This window comes from Clostridium cellulovorans 743B (genome assembly GCF_000145275.1).
Lineage (GTDB): Bacteria > Bacillota > Clostridia > Clostridiales > Clostridiaceae > Clostridium_K > Clostridium_K cellulovorans.
In genome coordinates, this window is record NC_014393.1 from 3395107 (window position 1) to 3411460 (window position 16354).

Genomic DNA, 16354 nt, shown 5'->3' on the forward strand with positions numbered 1-16354 from the left:
CATGGTTATTTTATTTAGAGAAATATCTTAGATTTATTCCAAAGGATATTTAAGCCCCCATATTTCTCTTATTTTATCTAAAGTTCTAAGAATAGCTAAAGTATCCTTTGGAGGCAAAAAGTCACTTTTCACTTTTCCATTTATTATAGAATCACATACCTCTTGGATCTCATATTCATAACCATTCTTTATATGTTCTTTTCTGAACAATTCTTTCTCTCCATTATTCTTAACAAGTGTGGCTTCTACAGCTCCCCAAAAGCTTGGAATATGTATTCTCCCTTTAGTTCCAAATATATTAAAGTCTGAATCAGAGTCATTATTAAAGGAACAGCTTAAGGTCGCTATAGCCCCACTAGGATATTTAAAAATCATTGCTGCTTGTTCATCTACATTTGTCTCACTGATTAAAGCAGTAGTTAATATCTCTTCTGGCTCTCTTCCAAAAATCATTGACGCAATGGATATAGGATATATCCCTATATCTAAAAGAGAACCTCCCGCTAACTCAGGATTAAATAGTCTAGCTTTCGCATCTCTTATTGTAGCATAGAAACAAAAGTTACCGTTGACCATTGTAACATCACCGATTTCACCATTATCTACCCATTCCTTTGCTTTTTTTATAACTGGTAAAAACTTGGTCCACATTGCTTCCATCAAAAACACTTGCTTCTCTTCTGCAAAGTCAATGACTGCCTTTGCTTCTTTTGCATTAATTGTAAATGGTTTTTCGCACAACACATGCTTCCCGTTATTAATACACAAAATAGCATTTTCCTTATGGAAAGAATGTGGAGTTGCTACATATACTATGTCTATATCCTCACTTTTAGCTAATTCTTCGTAACTACTAAAAGCAAGTTTCATTCCATGTTTATTTTTAAATTCTTCTGCTTTTTCTATTGTTCTAGAAGCTACTGCTACAAGTTCTGCTTCAGGAATAATTTTTATCGCCTCTGTTACAGTATTTGCAATAGCACCTGTACCCATTATTCCCCATTTAACCTTATTCATACCTTCATCTCCTAACTTAGTATGATTACATTTGTTCCACAGCATCTATCCCTAGTAAATTAAGAGCATTTTTTATAACTACGGTGGTAGCTGATACTAATTTTAATCTTGCATTTTTTACTGAATCTTCAGCAGTAGTTATTTGACAAGCATTATAGAATTTATTGAAAGCTTTCGATACTTCTATTACATATCTTGTAACAATTGAAGGTTCCAACTTCTCAATTGCTTGGAATATCGCTGCTTGAAGACCTTCCAATGACTTAGCAAGTTCAAATTCTTCTTTTGAAGATAATAAAGTATAGTCGCATTCTCCACTACCTTCCCCAATTCTTCTTAAGATACTCTTAGCTCTTGCATAAGTATATTGAACATATGGACCTGTTTCTCCTTCGAAGCTTAGCATTTCCTTCCAATCAAAGACAATATCCTTTTCTCTAGAGTTCTTTAGGTATGTAAAGATCATAGCTCCAATACCAACCTTTTTAGAAACATCTTCTTTATTTTCAAGGTTTGGATTCTTTTCATTTATAATCTCTAAAGTTTTAGCTACTGATTCAGCTAAAAGTTCATCTAAGAAGATAACGTCGCCTTTTCTTGTAGATAATTTCTTATCTGCAAATCTTACAAGTCCAAAAGGAACATGGTGACATTCCTTTGCCCAATCATTTCCCATAAGCTCAAGTACTTTAAAAATTTGCTTAAAGTGAAGGCTTTGGTCCTTTCCAACAACATAGATACACTTCTCAAAATCATATGTATTTTTTCTATAATTTGCAGCTGCTAAATCTCTTGTAGCGTAAATTGTAGCTCCATCAGATTTTAGGACTATACAAGGCGGCATATTGTATTCTTCAAGATTAACTACTTGAGCTCCATTACTTTCAACAAGGAGTTTTTTATTTTTTAATTCTTCTACAATTACATCCATCTTATCATTATAAAAACTTTCTCCAGCATAAGAATCAAAATCTACCCCAAGAAGGTCATAAACCTTTTTAAACTCCCTTAAAGATACATCCTTAAATCTTTGCCATAATTCTGTTGCTTCTTTATCTCCATCTTCTAGCTTCTTGAAATATGCTCTTCCTTCATCTTCAAGAGTTTCATCTTTCTCTGCTTCATCATGGAACTTAACATAAATTCTTAAAAGTTCCTTTATTGGGTCTTTTTCTAAATCTTCTTCATTTGACCAATGCTTATATGCATAGATTAGCTTTCCAAATTGAGTACCCCAATCTCCAAGATGATTTATTCCAATAGAATTATAACCTACAAAATTAAACATTTTGTATAGAGAATTACCTATAACAGTGGTGAATAAATGTCCAACATGGAAAGGCTTTGCTATATTAGGAGATGAGTAATCTATACATATATTCTTACCTTGACCAAAATCCGAAGATCCATATGAATCACCTTCTGATAATACTTTTTCCACGATATTCTTTGTGAAAACACCTTTATCTAAGAAAAAGTTAACATATGGTCCTAGTGATTCCACCTTTTCAAAGCCCTCTTTATTTATCTTTTCTGCTATTTCAACAGCTATAGCATTTGGAGCTTTTCTTAAAGTCTTTGCTAATTGAAAACAAGGAAAAGCATAATCCCCCATCTCTGGTTTCGGAGGTACTTCCAAAAGTCCACAGACAAAATTCACTTCTAATTCTACTGTGCTACATATTTTTTCTGATATTAGTTGTTTATAGTCCATTTTCAATCTCCTCTACATTTCATATATATAAGTTTCTTAGTTTCTTATAGGATTCCCACCGTAAATCAATGTCTTCTCAAAATTGAGTCTAATTTTTAGTTGGGTATCTATATTATTAGCATAACAAAAAATAAAAAACCGCCTCTTAAAATACAAGAGACGGATTATCCGCGGTACCACTCTAATTGACTAAGGTATCTTAATAAGCTACCTTAATTGTCCACTTAAAACCATAACGTGGTTAACGGTTATCCTCACGTACAAACGCTTAGACACTTCTTAGAGATTCTCTTCAAAAACATCTACCTATAGAGCTTGCACCAAACCTCTACTCGCTGAAGATATAACATTTTCTACTCTTCTCATCATTGAATTTACAATTATTAATTTTACCTATGTATAAAAACGAAACTAACCCTTAATAAGAATATTTAATATAAACATTAATTTACTTATCAAGTTCCGTTATACAATTATATATATATAAACAAGGTTCTGTCAACCATATTTATCAGATATACTACTTCCCTTATAATATCTGCTAATTTGGATTTATTTCTTGCTCAGCATTTATTTCCATTGCGGGTTTTGCTTCAATTTGTGCAATTTTATTTTTGGCTCTTGTATCTCCTAAGGCTGCAGCCTTTTTAAAATAACGCATAGCTCTTTCATTATTTTTTTGAATACCTTTGCCTATATAATATATTTCGCCAAGCCAGTATAATGCATCAACATTATTATTATCCGCTGCAACCTTATACCATTTTAAGGCTTCATCATAATCTCGTTCTACACCTCTTCCTTTGTAATACATGAACGCTACCTTAAAGGCACTTTTTATATCCCCTCTTTCAGCAGCAATGTAAAACCATTTGAAAGCTTCTTTAAGATTTTTTTCAACACCTATTCCACTAAAGTACATAGATGCAATTTTATATGTAGCAACGTTTTGCCTTAATTCATGTGCTTTTATTAACCATTTCATTGCTTCCTTATTGTCCTTAGAAACATTCTTACCATTTAAATAAAAAGTAGCCACTTTGAATGCTGCTTCACCATAATTCTCATCTACAGCTTTCTTAAAATACTCAAGTGCAGTTAAGGTATTTATTTCAACACCTTTTCCCCTATAATACATATCTCCAACTACATAGGAGCTCCTTCCATGTCCACTTTCTGAAGCTTTTTTATAGTATTTAAGAGCTTCTTCGTAATTACAAACAACACCTTGACCGTTGTAATACATATCTCCTAATTGTACTCTAGAGATTACATCACCAGCTTCAGCCTTAGCTTTCAATTCTACTAAAGTTTCTTTATCATCCTTATGACCTGGTTTTATATCGCCAATATATTTAGAATTTAAAAGGTCAAATTCCAAAATCCTTTTAGAGTTCTTAACTTTCATATATACTCTTGCTACTCTAACTCTATTATCCTCTATTTCAAAATTTCCATAAAGATCATGGTAGGAGCTTATATTATATATCTCTCTTGAAACAAATCTATCTAATTCAAGATATCCATTTTCAAATTTTTCTACATTGTCTAACCACTTATAATAATACAATGCTACAGGAAAAATTTCTGTGTCTATATCATATTTTGACTTGATCAATCTAGCAACACCTATATTTATATCTGGCAAATTGACTATACGTGCATGAAAATCATAAATTGTTTCATCAATATGCATTCTTAATGAAACTGCGTTGACTTTTATCAATTTACCTTCACAATCTAAGTATACTCTTTTTTCATCTATATAAGCAGCATTATCTATCACCTTAAGACGAGCTATTAAATTAGCGGTTATCTGCTGGCTATCCCTAAAAATTCTGTCTATATCTTCTTCCTTTGTATCTATATAAAAAACATCAAAATCACGATTTTTAATAGTTATCTCCTTAGAAATCATAACTTTAAAAGCAAGGAGTCCTGTGGTTTTATCTTCTTTATTTTTCTCTATTATAGCTTTTCCTAAAATAATTTTCCCTATATCCTCAATTCTTTCCTTGAACTCGAAAGAGGTCTCAAACTGATCCTTAACAAATGGATCAGTATTCCCCTTTTCTTCTATGATGTCTTGCTTTTCTAGTCCAAAAGGATCGATAAAATCATCATTTTCTCTTATATCTCCAAAATCACTCTTCTTTTTTCCGAAAAAGACTCTATTATTTATATCCTTTTCCATAAAATTCACCCCGCTTCTCATAAATAGTATATACTACTTTTCTATGAAAATGGAGTACTTCATCATAAAAACACAAGTTTTTCACCTAAAATTTTACTGTGGACAAATTTTATTAAATTTAGTGCTGCCTGTTCCTTTTCTTTTGCCTCTACCATCAAATCCACATCAATATCACCAATCAAATCTATAAAAGCAGTTATATCATCTTCAGCTATATAATCGCTATGCCTTTTGTCATAATCATCTGATTTTCCACTGCTAATGTGCATTTTAGGAATAAGCCCTGTGTCCTTCCAGCCTTCATTGATTTTTATTATATCTTGATGATTAATCTCTCTCTCCATATTACAACGATGGTGATGCACATCCAGAACAATAGGGATACCTGTTTTTTCATTTACATATAAAACATCATCTAAATTAAAGGAAATATCATCATTTTCTAGTCTTAAGGTTCTTTGTATTCCCTCTGGCAATTCTCTAAAGACATTTATAAATCTCTCCAGTGATTTGTTCTTATCACCATAAACACCACCAGTATGAATGATAATATCCACTCCACCAAGAAGAATCAACTGCTGATATTGAGCTATTAAATACTTTATACTATTATCAACTACCTTTTCATTTAAGCTATTTAGCACCATAAATTGGTCTGCATGTAGCGATAATCTTATACGATTTTTTTGTACAATATTTTTAATCTCATCAAATCTTTCTCGTATCTCTTGGTCCTCTTCCCATCGCCAATGAAAATCCCTCAATATTTCTGGATGACCTACTAAAGGCAATAGGTTACTTGTAGCTCTATACATGAATATTTCATTTTCAACATTCCACTCTAATATCTCCTTAGTCAGCTGCAAATTATTAATTATCTTGCTCCTTAAATAATCTATACCCTGCTTATATATGGAGCTTAATCTACATTCCTGAAATCCTCTTGGCTTTAAACTATTGTTTATACAAGCATATCCAACTCTATTAATCATATTTCCACCTTCGATCTATTAAAGAATATAAAGTATTACTTTCAAATTACCTAACAATATTTCTAAAAAATAAAGTAAATAATTCTATTCAAATAGCATTACAATATATTTGTGTTATTCCCCAAACAATAGTCATTATACTTGAAACCTTTTACTAAAGCCTTATAATACTTTTTTTCATCTCTATACATTTTAGCGGTAAATAAGGTATTATCTAGATTATAAAAGACTAATAAAAATGAGGTGGCAATTTTTGATTACCAATAGCTTATATAATCCTAAATTGTTAAATAAAGATTATAGACCAATTATAAATACCTACTACTTTCGTCAATGGATAAATTATAAAATGGATTATCATACCCATGATAGAGTTGAAATTATGTATGTAATAGATGGACAATGTGAAATCGATGTAGCTACCGATAACGTTAATAATCTTAAACTAAAGAAAGGCGATTTTATTTTGTTAGATGCTGGCACTGTACATAGACTTATAGTCTTAGGTGAAAAATCTTGTAGAATGCTTAATATAGAATTTTCTTTTATTGAAGATTCTGATATTCTTACCTCCATAAGGCTACTTATTGAGAAGGTTAAAAGCATTGCATTACTATTCGAAATGAGATGTCCTTTCTTATTGCTTAAAGACAATAATGATATATATCATTCCTTAAAAAATATAGTTATTCAATTGGGAATGGAAAGTGAAGAAAACCAATTTTCTATACAACTTTTATTTTACGAGCTACTGCTTAAAATATCTAAAGTTGCTATGAGCAATGAGAATACATCAACTTCAAATATTTATATCAATAAAGCTAAACATTTTATAAGTATGAATTACGACAAAGACATAACAATCAAAGATATATCCTCCTATGTCAATATAAATGAAGACTATCTAAACAGAATTTTCAAGAAACATACAGGACATACAATTACAGAATATGTAACTCTTTTTAGAATTGAAAAAGCAAAAATGTTACTTTCTAACACCGATATACCAATAATAGATATCTGTAGTTATGTGGGAATAAATAGTCGTCAATATTTTTCTCAAGTATTTAAAAAGTGTACAGGTATATCCCCTTATAAGTATAGGAAATCAATTTACATATCTTCTTGGTCATAAAAAAAGTCGGATTTTCTTACATATTGACTTTATGTAGTCTATATTTTGAAAACTAGCTACTGCTAGAAGAATTATAATAAAATTAATCAATTGATTTGTTCCTATTTAATCGATTGATTAATTCATTGATTGATTTATTAATATATCAAGGGGGTTGTTATATGTCATTTAAGGTTACATTTATAGGTGCTGGAAGTATCGGTTTCACTCGAGGTCTTTTAAGAGACATACTTTCAGTAAAAGAGTTTTCAGATATTAAAGTTTCTTTCACTGATATCAGCGAAGAAAATCTAGATATGGTTACTAAGCTGTGTCAACGAGATATTGATGAAAACGACTTAAATATTAAGATAGAAGCTACTACTAATAGAAGAGAAGCTCTAAAAGAGGCTAAATATGTATTTAATGTGGTTCGAATTGGTGGACTTGACGCATTTAAACTTGATGTAGATATACCATTAAAATATGGAATAGATCAATGTGTCGGAGATACTCTATGTGCTGGTGGAATAATGTATGGCCAAAGAGGGATTGCAGCAATACTTGATTTCTGTAAAGATATTCGTGAGGTAGCTGCACCAGATTGCATTATGCTAAATTATGCTAATCCAAATGCTATGATAACTTGGGCTTGCAACAAATACGGTAAAGTTCATACTATAGGACTTTGCCATGGTGTTCAAGGTGGCCACCATCAAATAGCCGAAGTACTTGGTTTAAAACAAGAAGAAGTAGATATAATTTGTGCTGGTATAAATCATCAAACCTGGTACATACAAGTTACGCATAAGGGCCAGGATATGAAGGCTAAATTGTTAGAAGCTTTCGAGAAGCATCCTGAATACTCTAAAACAGAAAAAGTTAGAATTGATATGTTAAGACGCTTTGGCTATTATAGTACAGAATCTAATGGTCATTTAAGTGAATATGTTCCTTGGTATCGTAAGCGTCTAGATGAAATTAAAGATTGGATAGACTTAGGCTGTTGGATTAATGGTGAAACTGGAGGTTATTTAAGAGTATGTACTGAAGGTAGAAATTGGTTTGAAACAGACTTTCCAAATTGGATGAAAGAGCCATCTTTTGTTTTTGCAGAAGAAAATAGAAGTCACGAGCATGGCTCATATATTATTGAAGGCTTGGAAACTGGAAGAATATATAGAGGCCATTTTAATGTAATAAACAATGGAACAATTACAAATTTGCCAGCTGATGCTATAGTAGAAGTACCAGGTTATGTAGACAAAAACGGAATCAATATACCAAGGGTTGGAGATTTACCATTAGGTTGTGCTGCAGTATGCAATAATAGTATATCTGTTCAAAGAATGGCTGTTGAAGCTGCAGTAAAAGGTGACGATTTATTATTGAGACAATCTATGATGTTAGATCCTTTGGTTGGAGCAGTATGCAATCCGCCTGAGATTTGGCAATTAGTTGATGAAATCCTTGTTGCACAGGAGCAGTGGCTTCCTCAATATTCTTCAGCTATAGAAAAAGCTAAAATTAGACTTGCATCTGGCAACTTAATTAAGACTAAATCCTTCGAAGGAGCTGCACGGCTCCAGGTTAAAACTGTTGAAGAAATGAAATTAGATAGAGAAGCTGCTACAAAAAACGCTTCGGCTGCAGATAAAGCGATGGAAAGACCTGCTGAAAAATAAAATTAATTATAAATAATAAACAAAAGAGGCATAGTTAAAAAGCTTGCCCCTTTTGTTTATTATTTTATATTAGATTTATTTAATCTCCAAATACTGTAGTTCAAATATAAAGCAAATAGTGTCCAAAGAAGATATGGTAGCATTAGAAAAAACGAAATTTTATCTACCATAAAAAATGATAACATAGTAAGTATAATAAAAACAATAAGTACTATAAGTTCTAAAACAGCAAGTCCCCTCTTCTTATATTTGAAAAATATTATAGACCAGATGAAATTAAGTATAATTTGTATTAAAAATAATGATAACGGAAGCCTTACGTCATAACCTTGAGTCCACAGCATCATTATTCTATAGATTGCTGTCGCCATAAGGATGAATAATATATTCCAAACTATCGGAAATATAATTGGTGGCGGAGATATCTTTGGTTTTTTTAAGACTTTATACTGCCTTTGACTACTTGCAGTAATGAACCCAGCAATACTTCCCTGTAACAGCAATATTACTACACATAAAAACCAAAGAATAAAGTCATACTCATCATTAACAATAAAGATTTTCATTTTTAACACCCCATATAAATAATATGATTTGGGGATAATCAAATATGTGCAATAAAAAAAGAAACTCTATCAAAAAAGAATTTCTTTCATACTAAAATAAATTTAAAGAAGCCACGCTCCAAAAGTAACCACAGCTAAAATAATATAAACAATATAAAGAGGAACCAATATTTTTGTTTCACTATATTCAATTCGTTCTATTGTCAATATAATATCTATAAATCCCAGCATAGACAACAGCGTAATCGCAATTGACATAACATAATCTTGCCAAAAGAAAAGAGTTAATACCATTAAAGGAAGCATTGCAACTAGAATAAAATATACAAATTTCATCCTACTTACAGTTAATAACCATAACTCACTATTTTTTAGTATTTTTGAAGCTTCATTTATAGATGTACTTAGATAAATCATGTATATGGCATAAAAAATTACTAATATTACTCCAAAAACCATATCTACACTTCCGTATAATACTTTATATATTATTATATGAAGATAAACTAAAATGGTTATAATTAATCATAACATAAATATATATATTCCAATCTAAAATATATATTGCTCCTATTAAGTGTATATAGATTTAATGTTGAAACCTATATATTAGCTAAATGCATTTATAGCTAAAAATTGTTTATATAATGATTATATGCTACAATATCTTTGTTTTTAAAAATTTTCTAGCTACAATTTTAAGTATTCAAATAAGGAGGGTTTATAATTTGTTAAACCTAGGTAAAATAAATAAAGCGAAAGTCGTTAAGGAAAAAGATTTCGGATACTACATAACCCCAATTGGTGATTCTATAGAAATACTTCTCCCTAAATCCGGTACTCTTGGTAGAACCCTAGAAATTGATGAAGAAATCGATGTTTTTATCTATAGAGATTCTAAAGATAGATTTATATCAACTCTAAAAACTCCACTTGCTCAAGTTGGTGAAGTTGCTTATTTAAAGGTTGTTGCCCAAACACCAATAGGAGCCTTTGTAAACATTGGCCTTGAACGTGATGTATTGGTTCCAATGAAAGAACAAGAAATCAAAATTTATAAGGATTCTTCTTATCTTTTTTATCTTTATGTAGATAAAACTGGTAGAATAGCAGCGACTCCTGATGTCAATGATTATATAGACATAGCCGATAATCTTTATAAAGAAGGTGACCTAGTAACTGGTGTTGTCTATGGTTTTACCTCCGTTGGTAGTGCATTAGTTGCAATTGATAACAAATATAAAGGCTTAATCCTAAAAAATGAATTCTTTAATTTCCTTAAAGTTGGAGAAAAACTTGAGTTAAGAGTAAAAAGAATATATGAAGATGGAACAGTTTCTGTTACCCCAAGAACTAAAGCAATTAAGGATCAAAGACTAGAACTGGAGGACATTATTTTGGACTATTTAAAAACTCATAATGGCTTTATGGTTTATAACGATAAAAGTTCTCCTGAAGATATAAGAAGTATATTCCACGTTTCTAAGAACTATTTTAAAAATGCCCTTGGCGGACTTATGAAAAAAAGATTGATCTCTCAAGATTCAGAGGGAACTAAACTTATATAAACACAGTTGTTAATTTCAGCTGAAGTTTTTACTCCAGCTGTGTAATAAACTCAATAATAGTCGCAATAAGAAGCAGAGGCTAAGTCAAAAATATCTATAAAATTTTGACTCAGCCTTTTCATAATTATAAAGTTATGTGATTAACCATTTTCTTTAACTAATACGATCTTGTTCTTGGTGAAAAATACGCTTAACAATAAGAACAAGATAGACAATAGAATTATTCCACCTACTATTGGTAAAATCGCTGTAACAGCTTCACCTGATTGTAGTCTTTCTACAGCCATGTATATCCATCTTGGCGGAAATGCATCTGCTATCCTCTGTAATTCTTCACTCATAATTTCATATGGCCAAAACGCTCCACTAAGCATAAATATCGGCACTGTAAAGGTTGAATTTATAAGAGTAAATACCGCTTTATTTTTTATTATTGATGCCATCATGACACTAAAGGCAACAGCCAACAAGGACATTAATAATGCGAGAACTAGAAGAAGTATAGTATTATTAAATCCAAATTCATAATCAAATATTTTGCATATAGCATAATACTCTATAGAAGGAATAGCGGTGAAAAGAAAAAATATTGCACATTGCCCAGCATAATATTGCCTTGCACTGATTTTTCCCATTAAGGTTCTTTCTTTTGTCCCTTGCCTTTCGTCTTCTAAAATAAAGCCACAACTAACGCCAGCCGTAAGGAACAATAAATAAAATATCATTCCTAAAGAAGTATTAATACTAGGTTTTATATCTTTTTTATTTATTATCTGATACTCAGGTTGTGAATCCCTAAAGGTCTTTATAACATTATCAATGCCCTCAGCTTTTACATCAATATTGTTACAAAGCTTAGCAAGAGCCGAAACCTCACTCTCTAAAACGCTTTTTACAATATATTCTGTATCATTATTTGATATTGTTTCATAGGTTATTTCACTTTTCTGACCATTTATAATGTCATTAGTAAAATCTTCATCTATAGTAACAACCATTTCAAACTGGTGATATACTAAATCTTGAATGTAATCCTCACTTTCAGTATTTTCGATAGTTATTCCATCAAGGTTTGATAGCTTATCCTTAACAGCTTTACCCAATTCTCCACTATCATTATTAATAACAGCAACTTTAAGTGTTGTAAAACTGTTATTCATAGCAGTAAATGCAAAGATTAACACAATAGGAAGAAGGAATGTAGTGATTAAAAAACTCTTCCTTTGAAATAATATTTTAGTCACATTTTTCATTATTCTAATCATTTACTATTCCTCCTTTATTTCTTAATACTCCAAAGTACATTATTAAACAAACGGTTGACAATCCTAGTGGCACTGCTAAAGCAATTATATATGCATTTGATTCAATTCCACACAATAAACTGCTAATAGCTGTATTTATCCAATATATTGGACTCAAGTACATTAACTTGTTAACTCCTGCCATTCCAACAAGAGTACTAACTGGAGTATATGCACCACCTAAAAAACAAGTTACTATTGTAATAGCATTTAATATACCAGCAGCAGTAGTATCATTCTTTGCTAAAATTCCTGCAATAGCTCCTATTACTGATGCAAATATTCCAAAAGCTAAAAACATACTTATAAACTTTAAGGTATGTTCTCCCCAGTTTACATCTAAAACGAAGGAAGAGTACACGTAGACTAAAGCAGTCTGCAATATCGCTATTATTATTCCAACTAAAACTTTTGCTCCCACAAGGGCAGTTTCTTTAGTCTTGGATAATCTAATTCTATTTATAGTGGTCAGTTGTTTTTCCTTATAAACTGATTCTGATATCATAGTAGCCACATAAAGAATTATCAATGCTAATTCTGCAAAAGTATAGTATTCTGCAGATGTGATATCCCTTACTCCTCCAACATCTTTTTTAACTACATACTCATCATATTTATTTTCAACGAACTTCTCAAAGGCCTTTGGATTATACTGACCTACAGTATCATAAACAGCATATTCATTAAGTAAAGATTCAAAAATACTTCGGAATATTTTAGTCTTCATACTTTCTCCGTTTTTTGATGAATAGATATCAAAACCATCGGATTTTACATCAATATAAACTAAAGCATCATATTGATCTACTTCATCTTTAACTTCATCTAAGGAGGAAGTTTCATCGAACTTAATGTTTACCGAGCCTTCTATAGCTTCTTTGAAGTGAAAAAACCCTTCTTTGTACTTCTCATCATCTATAGTGTAATAAACCTTTGAATACTTTTCTCCAGAACCAAATATATCACCTGATGACATCATATTTTTTAGCCCTAAACTTAAGGTAGTAATCAAAACTATAGGGAAAACAAACATCGTCACAAGGGTTTTTCTTGTTCTTAATAATTGCTTTATTTCTTTTTTTATCATTGCTAAAAACATATAGCTCCCCCTTAATCTCTAAGTTTCTTACCTGTTAATGCTAAGAACACTGTCTCAAGACTAGGTTCTTCGCTTGCTATCGTTTTAACTTCTCCACCACTTTGTGAAATTACTAATATTAAACTTGAAATTAAATTGCTACTCTTTAATGTTGATATCTTATATTCACCATCAACAAATAAAACTTTTTCAACTCCTGTAATTTCCATAAGTTTGTCTTCTAAACCTTGGATTTTTTTATTTACAGTAATATTTATAGTGTTTTTATCTCCAACTAAACTTTTAAGTTCTTCACTGGTTCCTTCTGCAATTATGTGACCTTTATCAATAATAGCAATTCTATCACAGATATCATCAACCTCTTGCATATAATGGGAAGTATATATTATTGTAGCCCCTTCGTCCCTAAGCTTTACTACTGAATCTAATATATGGTTTCTAGATTGAGGGTCTATACCAACAGTTGGTTCATCCATAATTATAAGCTTTGGTGAATGAGCAATAGCACATGCAATATTAAGCCTTCTCTTCATCCCACCAGAAAACTCTGAAGTCTTTTTATTTCTAACCTCTGTAAGCCCAACAAATTCTAAAGTTCTATTAGTTCTATCTTTAAGTTCTTGTCCTTTAAAACCGTATAAAGAACAAAAGAAGCTAATATTTTCTTCTGCTGTAAGATCCCAATAGATTGCAAAATCTTGAGGAACAATTCCTATATTTTCTTTCCACTTTTTGATTTTATTCGTTTCTTCTTCATATATTATTTCACCAGAGGTTTTTTTTAACAAGCCACATATCATAGCTATAGTAGTACTTTTACCAGCACCATTAGGCCCTAGTAGTCCAAAAATCTCACCTTTATGAACTTTTAAATCTATATTATCAACAGCTATATGATTTCCATAATCCTTATAAAGTTTTTTTATCTCTATCATTTTCATGTCTAATCCCTCCTGAATCTTTTAGACTATTCTATACTTTCAAAGCCTTTATAACTCCTTATGGTATTAGTATATAAAAAAAGATGAATTTCCAACAGTTAGAAAACTCACCTTTTCTCCATTACATTTGTCATATCATAAATTACCTTTTAAATAATTAACTGCAATTGCTGTTCTATGTTCAAGTGCAGTCTTATCTAATATAGCAGTAATATAATTTCTTATTGTTCCCTCAGAAATAAAAAGTTTCTTGCTTATTTCCTTATTACTTAATCCTTCACTTACAGCAATAATTATATCCTTTTCCCTTTCAGTAAAATCATATTTACTTATCTTTGGATTAGTTTCCTTGCCATGAAGCTTGTCTAAAATATTATCATTCATAACAATTGTATTATTATATACTGAAACTATAGAATTTACTATTTGGTCTGGTGAATTATTCTTAAGTATATATCCTTTTGCACCATAGTATAAAGCTTCATTAATATAATCTTCCTCATCAAAAGTTGTTAAAATCAAACATTTAGTATTTGTACTTTTAACAATTTCTTTCACTGCTTCTACTCCATTAACTTCTGGCATTCTAATATCAATTAAAGCTACATCAACTTCATTGAGTTTGCAAAATTCAATACATTCCCTTCCATTAGCAGCTTCCCCAATTATCTGTATATCCCCCTTAAGAGGCAATAATATTTTTAAACTTTCTCTAATTAAACTATCATCATCACATATCAGTATTTTTATACTCATGGTAATCCTCCAAATCAGGTGCAATTAAATTTTCACATAAAAATTAGTGATCTAGTTTATTGAGCACTAGTTAATTATATAATTATTATTGCAACTTATATATATATACTTGTTAAGTATTCATACTATATATTAAAAATCATATTAATTACAAAGCCATTATCATTTTCAAACGCTATTCTTCCGCCAGCTCTTATTACCCGCTCCTCTATTCCTCTTAATCCTAAACCTTTATCTAGTTTTTTATATCCGTAGCCATCATCTCTAATTTCTATTCTTGCAATTTTATTATATACAAAAATAGATACTTCTGTTTTTGTGGCCCCTGAATATTTAGCTATATTGGTTAACGCCTCTTTTAGATTATCTTGAATTACAAACCATAAATTCAATGTTAATCTATCAATATCCCCTTCAGTATGAAGAGTTGTTTTTATACCACTACTATATTGGAATTTTAATAACTGTTCTCTTATGTATTCAATTCCCATAACCTTTTCTCGTGGTTTCATATTTCTAAGAATTCCTCTTGTCTCATCCATTCCAACTCTCAAATTTTCCATAGCAGAGATTAGGTACTTATTTGCTAACTCATCATTTTTTCCTAAGGTTTCTTTAGTCACTTCTAATTGCATCAGTGAACTAGTAATTCTATGTCCTAGATGATCATGAAGTTTTTGAGTCATATAATCTCGCTCTTTCAAGGTTGTTACAATATTATTTTGTTCAATATATCTTTCGAGGTTCATAAGTTTCTGCTCCATAAGATGATTTTCATATCTTTGCCCCCTACTTTGAGCACTAACTTCTATATTTTCTTCATATTGTTTTTTTACTTCATATAAATAAAGATTAACAATTACTATGTAAACAGCCATATAAAAAAAATTTTCTCCAGCTAAACTCATAAATATTGTTATTGAAAGCAAACTAGCAGACGCTATTTTTATCCTATGATTAGTTATCTTGTACATCACTATAGGAAGTAAAAATTCCACTCCTTGAAGTCCAAAATACATAAATGCTAAAATAAACAAAAGTTGAAGACAATTGATAGCCACATCCTTGAATTTTAGTACACCACTTAGCAATTCAAGAGTGATAACCACAGAAATACAAATTACTCTGAAAACAGTATGAATATCTTTATAACCTAAAAGTATTACTTCTGCAAATCCGACAATTGACATTATTATCATCAACATTGTTATAGTTTTTTTCATCTTATCACCTGCTATTTTTTCGCTTTTACCTCAGTACTTACCTATATAATAGCCTAAAAGCTTACTCTTATCAAATACCTAATTATGAAACTTATATACCCTTCAATGCTTTGCCTTTGAAACAAAAAAACTGACTCAGAAATTTACATTCTGATATCAGTTTTTAACATTTTAAAAAAAT

14 protein-coding genes and 1 other annotated feature are annotated in these 16354 nt (G+C 30.6%); of the genes, 3 read left to right on the forward strand and 11 right to left on the reverse strand.

The window, feature by feature from the left end; all coding sequences use genetic code 11:
- Positions 1-33: 33 nt before the first annotated feature.
- From CLOCEL_RS13910 to uvsE, 4 genes are all read right to left on the reverse strand, one after another.
- Positions 34-1017 carry a Gfo/Idh/MocA family protein gene (locus tag CLOCEL_RS13910; protein WP_010076671.1) on the reverse strand — a complete coding sequence of 328 codons (984 nt, stop codon included), beginning with the start codon at positions 1015-1017 and terminating at the stop codon, positions 34-36.
- Positions 1018-1042: 25 nt separating this feature from the next.
- The gene (gene argS / locus CLOCEL_RS13915; protein WP_010076672.1) at positions 1043-2731 is read right to left on the reverse strand and encodes an arginine--tRNA ligase; all 1689 of its coding nucleotides are present in this window, start codon (positions 2729-2731) and stop codon (positions 1043-1045) included.
- Positions 2732-2883: 152 nt separating this feature from the next.
- Positions 2884-3109, reverse strand: a binding site (T-box leader).
- A gap of 163 nt (positions 3110-3272) precedes the next feature.
- Entirely contained in the window at positions 3273-4925 is a 1653-nt protein-coding gene (locus CLOCEL_RS13920; protein ID WP_010076673.1) for an SEL1-like repeat protein, read from the reverse strand.
- Positions 4926-4987: 62 nt separating this feature from the next.
- Positions 4988-5917, reverse strand: a complete 930-nt coding sequence (gene uvsE, locus CLOCEL_RS13925) for a UV DNA damage repair endonuclease UvsE (RefSeq protein WP_010076674.1) — start codon at positions 5915-5917, stop codon at positions 4988-4990.
- A 253-nt stretch (positions 5918-6170) separates the two neighbouring features.
- On the opposite strand from uvsE, the gene CLOCEL_RS13930 reads away from it, so the two are divergent.
- On the forward strand, positions 6171-7052 hold the full coding sequence (locus tag CLOCEL_RS13930) for an AraC family transcriptional regulator (protein WP_010076675.1): 882 nt from the start codon (positions 6171-6173) through the stop codon (positions 7050-7052).
- Positions 7053-7213: 161 nt separating this feature from the next.
- Positions 7214-8716, forward strand: a complete 1503-nt coding sequence (gene melA / locus CLOCEL_RS13935) for an alpha-glucosidase/alpha-galactosidase (RefSeq protein ID WP_010076676.1) — start codon at positions 7214-7216, stop codon at positions 8714-8716.
- A gap of 59 nt (positions 8717-8775) precedes the next feature.
- Here melA and CLOCEL_RS13940 read toward each other — a convergent pair whose 3' ends face one another.
- Complete coding sequence (locus CLOCEL_RS13940) at positions 8776-9282, reverse strand: TspO/MBR family protein (protein ID WP_010076677.1); 507 nt, start codon at positions 9280-9282, stop codon at positions 8776-8778.
- A gap of 102 nt (positions 9283-9384) precedes the next feature.
- Positions 9385-9699 carry a hypothetical protein gene (locus CLOCEL_RS13945; protein WP_242655166.1) on the reverse strand — a complete coding sequence of 105 codons (315 nt, stop codon included), beginning with the start codon at positions 9697-9699 and terminating at the stop codon, positions 9385-9387.
- A gap of 311 nt (positions 9700-10010) precedes the next feature.
- Between CLOCEL_RS13945 and CLOCEL_RS13950 the strand changes: the two genes are divergently transcribed.
- Positions 10011-10850: a CvfB family protein gene (locus CLOCEL_RS13950; RefSeq protein ID WP_010076679.1), complete on the forward strand. Its 840-nt coding sequence runs from the start codon at positions 10011-10013 to the stop codon at positions 10848-10850.
- Between the two features lie 140 nt (positions 10851-10990).
- Here CLOCEL_RS13950 and CLOCEL_RS13955 read toward each other — a convergent pair whose 3' ends face one another.
- From CLOCEL_RS13955 to CLOCEL_RS13975, 5 genes are all read right to left on the reverse strand, one after another.
- Positions 10991-12115 carry an ABC transporter permease gene (locus CLOCEL_RS13955; protein ID WP_010076680.1) on the reverse strand — a complete coding sequence of 375 codons (1125 nt, stop codon included), beginning with the start codon at positions 12113-12115 and terminating at the stop codon, positions 10991-10993.
- Positions 12108-13253, reverse strand: coding sequence for an ABC transporter permease (locus tag CLOCEL_RS13960; RefSeq protein ID WP_010076681.1), 1146 nt, complete (start codon positions 13251-13253; stop codon positions 12108-12110). Before CLOCEL_RS13960 ends, CLOCEL_RS13955 begins: the two co-directional genes overlap by 8 nt.
- An 11-nt stretch (positions 13254-13264) precedes the next feature.
- Positions 13265-14194 carry an ABC transporter ATP-binding protein gene (locus tag CLOCEL_RS13965; RefSeq protein ID WP_010076682.1) on the reverse strand — a complete coding sequence of 310 codons (930 nt, stop codon included), beginning with the start codon at positions 14192-14194 and terminating at the stop codon, positions 13265-13267.
- Positions 14195-14329: 135 nt separating this feature from the next.
- Complete coding sequence (locus CLOCEL_RS13970; RefSeq protein WP_010076683.1) at positions 14330-14950, reverse strand: response regulator transcription factor; 621 nt, start codon at positions 14948-14950, stop codon at positions 14330-14332.
- A 125-nt stretch (positions 14951-15075) separates the two neighbouring features.
- Positions 15076-16173, reverse strand: a complete 1098-nt coding sequence (locus CLOCEL_RS13975; RefSeq protein WP_010076684.1) for a sensor histidine kinase — start codon at positions 16171-16173, stop codon at positions 15076-15078.
- Positions 16174-16354: the final 181 nt, after the last annotated feature.

Coding starts and splice junctions, on each gene's coding strand:
- CLOCEL_RS13960 (WP_010076681.1), bottom strand. CDS start 13,253: ATGTTTTTAGCAATGATAAAAAAAGAAATAAAGCAATTATTAAGAACA.
- CLOCEL_RS13965 (WP_010076682.1), bottom strand. CDS start 14,194: ATGAAAATGATAGAGATAAAAAAACTTTATAAGGATTATGGAAATCAT.
- CLOCEL_RS13945 (WP_242655166.1), bottom strand. CDS start 9,699: ATGATTTATCTAAGTACATCTATAAATGAAGCTTCAAAAATACTAAAA.
- CLOCEL_RS13970 (WP_010076683.1), bottom strand. CDS start 14,950: ATGAGTATAAAAATACTGATATGTGATGATGATAGTTTAATTAGAGAA.
- CLOCEL_RS13975 (WP_010076684.1), bottom strand. CDS start 16,173: ATGAAAAAAACTATAACAATGTTGATGATAATAATGTCAATTGTCGGA.
- melA (WP_010076676.1), top strand. CDS start 7,214: ATGTCATTTAAGGTTACATTTATAGGTGCTGGAAGTATCGGTTTCACT.
- uvsE (WP_010076674.1), bottom strand. CDS start 5,917: ATGATTAATAGAGTTGGATATGCTTGTATAAACAATAGTTTAAAGCCA.
- argS (WP_010076672.1), bottom strand. CDS start 2,731: ATGGACTATAAACAACTAATATCAGAAAAAATATGTAGCACAGTAGAA.
- CLOCEL_RS13955 (WP_010076680.1), bottom strand. CDS start 12,115: ATGATTAGAATAATGAAAAATGTGACTAAAATATTATTTCAAAGGAAG.
- CLOCEL_RS13910 (WP_010076671.1), bottom strand. CDS start 1,017: ATGAATAAGGTTAAATGGGGAATAATGGGTACAGGTGCTATTGCAAAT.
- CLOCEL_RS13940 (WP_010076677.1), bottom strand. CDS start 9,282: ATGAAAATCTTTATTGTTAATGATGAGTATGACTTTATTCTTTGGTTT.
- CLOCEL_RS13920 (WP_010076673.1), bottom strand. CDS start 4,925: ATGGAAAAGGATATAAATAATAGAGTCTTTTTCGGAAAAAAGAAGAGT.